Origin of the sequence: Acinetobacter sp. AKBS16 (assembly GCF_002899995.1) — a bacterium.
Taxonomy (GTDB): Bacteria; Pseudomonadota; Gammaproteobacteria; order Pseudomonadales; family Moraxellaceae; genus Acinetobacter; species Acinetobacter baumannii.
Genome location: NZ_POYH01000098.1, coordinates 61,655 through 69,937 on the forward strand (window position 1 = coordinate 61,655; position 8,283 = coordinate 69,937).

Here is an 8,283-nt window from a genome sequence, read left to right on the forward strand (position 1 = left end):
ATGTTAAATCGACAAATTGATATGGCTACTACAGATATTGAGGATAGTAGATCAACTATTACACAAGCTGAAAAAGATAAGGCTTTACAAGCTAGTCAAGCTAAATCGAAAGAGCTTGAAAGGTCATGCAATAGCTCTAATAAAGAATGTAATAAAGGGCAACATAATGGACGAATTCAAGCCCAGAATGGAAAGAGAATGATCGTCACAGCTACTGAAGCTGGAAGTGTGTGGACCAATCATCCTTTTCCACCCCCACTTATTTTATGTAAACAATATGCGCTTTCTATGCGTATAGCTATGTTAAAACTTGAAGGGCACAGTAAACCAGATACTAAAATTAAAAGTCCTATTGATTATCATCAAGGAGCTACAAAAGCATATAAAGCGCAGGTAGCTTGGATGGAATCAAAAACACCGTATGGAGTTACTGTTGGAAAGCATTCTTTTAGTTTTAGTGGTAAGCATTATATTGGTGTAATCCCTCCAACTGATGATTGCCGAAGAATTGATTTAGATGTCCTTAAGGGTGAAATTTTAAAAGGTTAAGTAAAATTATGACAGTTTCAGTAAATGTAGTAAGTTTTTTTAAAAATCATCCGAAGTTTCCATTTTTATACTGGCACAAGAATTATGATGAATATACTGCTATGTATCTTTGCTTAACAAATTTATTAAAAGCATATATACCTGAAAAAGATAGAAATGACTGGACTCATGCATATGATTTTATCGATTTTAGACGCAATCCTGATGGTGAGGTAGCCTATCCTTTAATGTGTATTAATAGCAAACTAGAACTTGTAATAAATTTAGGCCCAAGAAAATTAGATGAAAATGAAATTGATGAAAATTTCTTTTCTGTACAAGTGAGTAGAGATGATCGATGGGGAGATAAGTGGATGGATAATGCACCCGAGGATGAATGGTACAATGAAATATCTATAATGTTTGATTTTAATAATGCTGCATCTTTAGAAAAAATTGATTCTATACTAAATAAAATTATGCAAAAAAAGTTAAGCTACAATGAGTTATTAATTTTAGAAGAATAAGTTTTAAGGATGATTACTACTTTTTATATTGAATAGACTATAAAGAGTAGAATCATAGTTATTTTTAACCATTTACCAAAAGTTTATTAGATGAATTTATATTCAATACCTGCTGATTTTATCAATGAAAAGGTGAACCTTTCATGGTGTGATATCAAATGGGGCTATGAAAATAATCTGATTACTTGTGAACTACCAATCAAAAAAGCCGAAAATATTGTGTTAACGGAGATCTATACTAAGGCTGAACTTGAGCTGTCATTCCTTATTCCTAGTGAATCAAATGATATACTTTCTTTTTTTAATGAATTATGTCAAGAGACTAATGAAGAAGAAGATTCGATAATTAGAGAAAAATGGCTTTATATACTTCTTAGTTGGTTATGGAAGAATCGCGAAAGCTTTCAAGACCCATTAAGTGAAGTTGAAAATATTTATGCTAATTTTGATTATCCTGCTGAAATAGAGAGTTTTATTACGTATATGCCTCCTACCGATGGATATGATCCATCAATACACTCTCATACGGAAAATATTAATCATTTAATGAGTAATTGGGAAAAATATTTGCAAAAAAGTGCTATTAGATTCCAGTAAATTAATTTGATATTTTATCAATAGATTTTCATTTAAAAAGAGACCTATCGATGGTCTCTTTTTTTAGCCCTCAAAACCTAAATCACCTTTAGAACCTTTATTGTTATTAATAAAGCTCTTAAAAAAGTGGGCTTTCTTTATTACACATTGCTTAAAAAATATACAGAAACCTCTTTAAAACGAGTTAGAACGCTACAAACGCGAATGATACTTTAAGTTTCACTCTTCCCAATAAGTGAGGTGAGCTATGAAATTGTTAGCTTTGGTTAGCATGGGAGTTGCAGCGAGTTATTGGTATAAAACTATAAAAAATAGCAAGCCAACTCTTCTGAAACCTAATTTTGATGAAATAGTAAAAAACTTTGTATTAGCAGAATTTAAAGCCTAATGCATTTGATAATCTTAATTAAATAAAAAGCTCATCGGAAGATGGGCTTTTTTGTTGGAGTAAAAACAGACAAGCTTATAGTTTTCATATAAAAATAAGAAAATATTGACCCATCTTAGCTTCTATATATTTGTTATAAATAAAAAAGAGACCATTAATGGTCTCTTTTGATTAAATCTTTTATTTCTAAAACCTAAACTGCTTTTTGAACCTTTTGCGCTTTTGGCAATGTCGGTTTTCTTCCCAAATACAATGCAATCATGGCACCCGTAAATGTAAGCATACATAACGGTAAAAGAGAAATAGGGAAGCTACCCGAATAATCTTTTACAATACCCATAATAGAGTTCATAAGCCCAGTACCGATATGCGCAATCGTATTCACCGCTGCAATACCTACAGCCACTAAAGTAGGCGGTAAGCGCTCAGAAACCAACGCCCAGAAAGGACCTTTAATAGCATAGTTACCCATCAAAACAAGTGAGAATAAAAGTAAGCTCAAGGTTAAAGATGAAGTAAAAATAGTAAGGAGCAAACCAAAACTGGTTACAAATAATGGAATGGCTGTGTTGAGACTTTTATTGCCACTTTTATCGGCATGTACGCCCCAAACAATCATGAAAGCGGCAGCCAAACCAAACGGAATCATATTTAAAAGACCTGTCTGCATGGCAGTTAAATGGAAGGCTTTTAAAATCTGAGGCATCCATAACGATAAAATATTGCTGGTTGCTGAACTTCCTGCATAAATAATTGCAAAGAACCATAGATATTTATTGGTAATCAGCAGCTTGAACTTACTCTTTTTCTGTTCGGCACTGTCTTGTTTTTCAGAGTTCAACAATTGATTTTTTTCAAAAGTTAAAGTGCTTGATAACCAGTCCTTTTCTTCTTGATTTAACCATTTCACATTGTTTGCGGTATTCGGCAGCCATACAAGGCACAACAAACCAAGAAGGATTGCAGGTAATGCCTCAAGAATTAAAAGCACTTGCCATCCACTTAAACCCAGTAAACCATGCAAGCCCAACAGTAAGGCAGATAATGGTGAACCAATAAAGTTAGATAAAGGAATCGCAACCATAAATACAGCAACAATTCGAGCCATGTATCGTTTAGGGAACCATAGTGTTAAATACAGTAATACACCTGGGAAAATCCGGCTTCGGCAGCACCAAGTAAAAAACGTGAAATTGCGTATGAAATCGGGCCGGTAATGAAGGCGGTACAGCAACCGACAATACCCCAAGTAATCATGATTCTGGCAATCCAGATACGTGCACCTAGCTTTTCCATAGCCATGTTACTTGGAATTTCAAATATGACATATGCAATAAAAAATAATGTCGCACCAAAACCAAAGGCAGTAGCAGTTAAACCAATTTCTTGGTTCATGGTTAAAGCGGCGAAACCAATATTCACCCGATCAATATATGCAATGAAATAACAAAGAATGAGGAAAGGAAGAATACGAAAAGAAAGTTTACGGATCGTTGACTTTTCTACTTCCGATATAGATATATCATTTTTCATACATACTCCTTATGTACGTGAGAAACCAAACAGCTCGGTAGGGTTCTGATTTAAAATTAAACATTGCTCGTGTTTATCAAACACAATATGTTTAAAAGCTTTAATCGCATCTTCATAAGTTATTAAGGATTCATGTTGGGTATGCGGCCAATCGCTTCCCCAAATGAGTTTGTGTAAAAAACCTTTTTCTTTGAAAATGTTATATGCCTGTTTGGCTATATTTATATTGTTGGGAGTAGCACCCAAACGGTAGAAACCGGACACTTTAATCCAGTGCTGTTTTACGTTAAGTAAGCTTAAAAACTTCTGATAATCTGGATCTTCAATCCCTTTAACATGGTCAACTCGGCCAAAATGGTCAATTACGACATCTAAGCTGTATTCATTTAATTGTGGTAAAAGCTGAACCAGATATTTCGGCGGTGCGTGTAATTCAACTTGCCAGTTGAGGCTTTCCACATTTCTTAAAAATTTTTGCCAGTCAGGCGTATTTAGCGCAGGAGGGTTAAGACCGAATAGATTTAAGCGAACACCTACGATGCCTTGTGCCTTGAGATTCACTAGCTCATCAAAAGTCGTCGTATGTTGAACAACGGCGATGCCTTTTAAACGGTCAGGGTATTGCTGAATTGCGTTTAACATCGCTTGATTATTGGTACCTAAAAAACTGGGTTGAACCAAAACACCATGCGTGAAATTGTGTTCATCAAGATGAGAGATAAAACTTTGTACAGTTGCATCATAATCAGGTGCATAACGTGCTGTTTCGATACTGTGGTCCTGTGTCGAAAAAACATGTGCATGTGTATCTATACAGTTCATTTTCATCTCACATTACAAATTTTAAAGCGAAAATAGCGATTAAAGCGGCAATGACTCCTACAGGAATTGCTTTAAATAACAGTTGATTAAAGAATTTGGTTTTGTCGATGTCTGCTGGTGCTGAAGCCATAATGAGGCTACCGCCAGACGAGAAAGGAGAAATCGCTGTAGACTGAGCACCAACCACAATACAAATGAACAGCATTAGTGGGTTTAGGCCAGAGGTAAGTGCAAGCGCCGGAACAATTGGAAATAAGGTAGGAGCAACCACGCCTAGAGTGCTTGAAAATACAGACATAATGGCACTGATCAGACATAAAAGTACTGGAATGACCCACACAGGAACATTGTTTGCTAACCATTCAGATAGGGTAGTAATAATGCCAAGTTTCACCCCTAATGCGATGAGCATACCGACACCGCAAATCATGATCAGTGTTCCCCAAGGTACAAGTGCAATGACCTTTTTCTCATCGGCAAGTTTCATAAGTAAACTAATGAGCGAGAAGGTAATGGCAAGGAAGGCAATATCAATTTTGGAGTTTAAAAAGCTAATCGTTTTTACATCGGGAAAAACAAGATGCAAGATTGGAAAAACTAAAACAATCGACATCATTAAAATAATAAGGAAAATAGATTGTTTCTGTTTTTTGTCGAATGGCTCAGGCTTTTGATCTTCAATTACAATTGAATTACTTTTTCTATTCCACAGGGTGTAAATTCCCAGCACCGCAATTGGAATAATTAAAGTTAAGATAAAAATGCCACTGCTATATGAAAAAGCTGTTTGTGAGCTAATGCCAGTATTTTCCATTAAGCTTCGGAAAATAATGCCACTTTGCGATGTCATAAAATTTGCGCCAGCTAAAGCGCCGTAATTTGCAGCCATCCCACCAATAATCATATTCATATTGGTTTTTTTACACAGCAGCAGTGTAATCGGTGCCATAAAGGCAAGTACTGTATAAAAACCAGCACCTAGGCCAGCAATAATGGTTGCTGCGAAAAAAATCGCTAAAGGTAAAAACTGAGGAAACTTACGGCATTTATATAAAAGATGGCTGGCAAGCTTCTCTAAAGCACCATTTGCCAAAGCAAAGTTATAAAACAAAGTAACGGATAAAATAATAAAGAAAATTTTGACAGGCCATAATTCAATAACTTCGGAAGGTTTAAGACCCATGCCAAAGCAACCAATCAGGTAGGCAAACGCTATCGTAAAAAATCCGATATTAATTTTCGTTTTATAACCTAAACCTATCGATACGGCTAAAGCCATCAGCATCAATGCAGTCATATTATCTTCCTTGATAAATATATAAACATCTAAACATATATATGTTTGGTTTTTTGTATTACACAGAACTATGCTAGTATTGTCAAATCGATTTCATAATGTTTAACGCAAATGCTTGATGAGACTGCATTTAAAAATTTTAAATTGCCAAGATATGAAAAGGTCCGTTGGGAACTTCAAAAACTACTGATCCAGTCAAAATGGACAGTCGAAGAGCCTATTCCAAGTGAACAAGAACTTGCGCAAATGTATAGCGTATCGGTAGGAACCGTTAGAAAGGCGGTTGAAGGACTGGTTGAAGACGGCTTATTGGTTAAACAGCAAGGAAAAGGAACTTTCCTCAAACAACCTAATTTTGAAAATTCGCTCATTCGTTTTTTTAGATTACGTAATAAAAAGGGCGAGTTCATTCAGCCACAAGGACAAATTAAAAAAGTAGAAGTGTGTGATGCAATACCGGAAGTAAACGCCGAGTTAGGGCTTGGGCACACTGACAAGTTGCTTTATATCGAGCGTGTCCGTAAGCATGAAGATGTCGTTGTATTAAGTGAGAGAATCTGGCTACCTGAACGCTTATTTAAAAATCTGGAAGAAATTCCAATCGCTGAGTTTGGTAACTTACTTTATCCTTTTTATTATCAGCACTGCGGTCAATTTGTTTCTTCTGCAACAGAACGGTTAACTTTTGAGAAAAATATTAAAGATAGCTATTTAAATAACCACCTTGAAGACCCTTTAGTGAAGGTATGCCGTATTGCAAAAAATCTTGAAGGTGTAGCGGTCGAATACCGTGAGTCTTATGGTTTGGCCGATAATTTTCATTATGAAATAACAATTAATTAATTCTTGATGCAGCTTAATAAAGATTTCCTTATTAAGCTGCAGAGCTGATTCACTACCGTTTATGGTTAAGTATTTCTTGTAGGAAGTGAGTCATTACCCCATAAATCGAGCATCGGCTATTCCTTGAATGCCTAGCCCATAAATGGCAAAAACACTGCCTCGCAATTGGTTGTCATCAGGGAACCTCGGAAGAGGCGGTTGCGACATAGAGGTAACAAACAAGACATCAAGATTTTTTCCACCAAAAACTGCACTGGTAATTTTTTTTACAGGCATTTCAATAATACGATCGATTTGTCCATCAGGACGATAACGTACTAACTGACCCGAATATACTTTTGCATTCCATAAGTAGCCTTCACGATCTACTGTCGAGCCATCTGCTGAACTACCGTCTGATGTATCTATCTTACAAAAAGTAGTTTTATTTGAGATTTGGCCTGTTTCAAGATCATAATCATAAGACCAGATTTCACCTTGCCATGTATCTGCAAAATAGAGCTTAGTACCATCAGGACTCCAGCAAATACTATTTGAAGTATTAATATTATTTTCTAATTTTTCTATTTTATAATTTGCATTTAATCCATAGAGAGATGCGGTATTCCCATCTTCAAGGCGGTTCATAGAGCCAAAAACGAATCGACCTTGCCGATCAACACGACCATCATTTAATCTATTTTGAGGTAGGTCTGGTTCAGGGTTACAAATAAATTTTAAGTTGCCTGTGTCAAAGTCGAGTTGATATAGCCCGTCTTCGAGCGCAACAATTGCGCCGTTATAATTTTCTTGTAAAGCAAAAGAACCTATTTTTTTATAAACTTCCCACGCCCGTATATTCCCACCGAATTCATCACAACAGAATAATCGTCCATCAACAATATCTACCCAAAATAGGCGTTGGCGAACAGCATCCCAAGTTGGGCATTCTCCAAGTTTTGTTTTTACATCTACCAGTACTTTAATTTCCATAATTCCTTTTTTAGTCCTTTTATTCAGTCACTCATCGATGAAACTAAATTAATGAAAGCTAAATATAAAAACCAATGAAAATTTTTCTTTATCTAATAAAGGATTGTTATTAGTCCTGTGAATTAAAAATGTATGGAGATAAATAGCTAAAACTAAATTGATAAATATAAGTTATTACGTGGTGTAGAAATATCATTAGTAATTCTAAATCGACTTGATAGTTTAAGAGTGGACAAATGACATAGCGTTATACGTAAAAGCATGTGGATGCATTTTAATTAAAAAGGAATTAGAAATGAGCCTAAAAAAAGTTCATCGCCACTCATGGGTATCATTAGTGATTTGCTGGATTATCTGGGTGGTTGTTGCATACGACCGAGAGTTGATTTTCCGCGCAGCCAATATGATTTGTAATGAATTTAATTTATCTCCAACGCAATGGGGATACACCATTGCTGCAATTACACTTTCTTTGGCTGTTCTTAGTATTCCGGTTGCTGCTTTAAGTGATAAACATGCGTCCGGTTGGAAGCGAGGAATTTTTCAGTGGCCCTTAGTAATTGGATTTACTTTTATTTCGTTGCTTTCAGGCATTACATCTTTAAGTTCAAGTTTCTATAAGTTTGTAACCCTACGTATTATGGTTTCTTTGGGTTGTGGGGTGGCAGAGCCTGTTGGGGTGAGTAATACCGCAGAATGGTGGCCCAAGGAACATCGCGGTTTTGCCATAGGTGCTCATCACTCAGGTTATCCGGTTGGAGCGCTACTTAGCGGTG

General features: G+C 35.8%; 9 protein-coding genes and 1 pseudogene. 6 read left to right on the forward strand and 4 right to left on the reverse strand.

Going from position 1 to position 8,283, the window contains the following annotated elements:
* The 4 genes from C1642_RS17905 to C1642_RS17920 form a co-directional block, all read left to right on the forward strand.
* Positions 1 to 549 (forward strand): hypothetical protein (locus tag C1642_RS17905; RefSeq protein WP_228153979.1); only part of this gene is annotated, 549 nt, incomplete at its 5' end.
* A gap of 8 nt (positions 550 to 557) precedes the next feature.
* A complete protein-coding gene (locus C1642_RS17910) occupies positions 558 to 1,055 on the forward strand; it encodes a hypothetical protein (RefSeq protein WP_103236690.1) in 498 nt (165 codons plus the stop codon).
* Positions 1,056 to 1,145: 90 nt separating this feature from the next.
* Complete coding sequence (locus C1642_RS17915; protein ID WP_103236691.1) at positions 1,146 to 1,652, forward strand: DUF2247 family protein; 507 nt, start codon at positions 1,146 to 1,148, stop codon at positions 1,650 to 1,652.
* Between the two features lie 247 nt (positions 1,653 to 1,899).
* On the forward strand, positions 1,900 to 2,040 hold the full coding sequence (locus C1642_RS17920; RefSeq protein WP_000770269.1) for a hypothetical protein: 141 nt from the start codon (positions 1,900 to 1,902) through the stop codon (positions 2,038 to 2,040).
* 193 nt (positions 2,041 to 2,233) lie between these two features.
* On the opposite strand, the pseudogene C1642_RS17925 reads toward C1642_RS17920, so the two are convergent.
* The 3 genes and pseudogenes from C1642_RS17925 to C1642_RS17935 all read right to left on the reverse strand — a co-directional run bounded on the left by C1642_RS17925 (position 2,234) and on the right by C1642_RS17935 (position 5,692).
* Positions 2,234 to 3,573, reverse strand: a pseudogene (locus tag C1642_RS17925) (MFS transporter).
* 9 nt (positions 3,574 to 3,582) lie between these two features.
* Positions 3,583 to 4,395, reverse strand: coding sequence for an amidohydrolase family protein (locus C1642_RS17930; protein ID WP_103236705.1), 813 nt, complete (start codon positions 4,393 to 4,395; stop codon positions 3,583 to 3,585).
* A gap of 7 nt (positions 4,396 to 4,402) precedes the next feature.
* Positions 4,403 to 5,692, reverse strand: a complete 1,290-nt coding sequence (locus C1642_RS17935; protein ID WP_103236692.1) for an SLC13 family permease — start codon at positions 5,690 to 5,692, stop codon at positions 4,403 to 4,405.
* A gap of 111 nt (positions 5,693 to 5,803) precedes the next feature.
* Between C1642_RS17935 and C1642_RS17940 the strand changes: the two genes are divergently transcribed.
* Complete coding sequence (locus C1642_RS17940; RefSeq protein ID WP_000883494.1) at positions 5,804 to 6,535, forward strand: GntR family transcriptional regulator; 732 nt, start codon at positions 5,804 to 5,806, stop codon at positions 6,533 to 6,535.
* Positions 6,536 to 6,628: 93 nt separating this feature from the next.
* On the opposite strand, the gene C1642_RS17945 is transcribed toward C1642_RS17940, so the two are convergent.
* The gene (locus C1642_RS17945) at positions 6,629 to 7,507 is read right to left on the reverse strand and encodes an SMP-30/gluconolactonase/LRE family protein (protein WP_103236693.1); all 879 of its coding nucleotides are present in this window, start codon (positions 7,505 to 7,507) and stop codon (positions 6,629 to 6,631) included.
* A gap of 295 nt (positions 7,508 to 7,802) precedes the next feature.
* Between C1642_RS17945 and C1642_RS19900 the strand changes: the two genes are divergently transcribed.
* Positions 7,803 to 8,283, forward strand: a 481-nt coding sequence (locus C1642_RS19900) for an MFS transporter (RefSeq protein WP_228153980.1), incomplete at its 3' end; no start/stop codon positions are given.

Coding starts and splice junctions, on each gene's coding strand:
- C1642_RS17945 (WP_103236693.1), bottom strand. CDS start 7,507: ATGGAAATTAAAGTACTGGTAGATGTAAAAACAAAACTTGGAGAATGC.
- C1642_RS17940 (WP_000883494.1), top strand. CDS start 5,804: ATGCTTGATGAGACTGCATTTAAAAATTTTAAATTGCCAAGATATGAA.
- C1642_RS17920 (WP_000770269.1), top strand. CDS start 1,900: ATGAAATTGTTAGCTTTGGTTAGCATGGGAGTTGCAGCGAGTTATTGG.
- C1642_RS17930 (WP_103236705.1), bottom strand. CDS start 4,395: ATGAACTGTATAGATACACATGCACATGTTTTTTCGACACAGGACCAC.
- C1642_RS17910 (WP_103236690.1), top strand. CDS start 558: ATGACAGTTTCAGTAAATGTAGTAAGTTTTTTTAAAAATCATCCGAAG.
- C1642_RS17915 (WP_103236691.1), top strand. CDS start 1,146: ATGAATTTATATTCAATACCTGCTGATTTTATCAATGAAAAGGTGAAC.
- C1642_RS17935 (WP_103236692.1), bottom strand. CDS start 5,692: ATGACTGCATTGATGCTGATGGCTTTAGCCGTATCGATAGGTTTAGGT.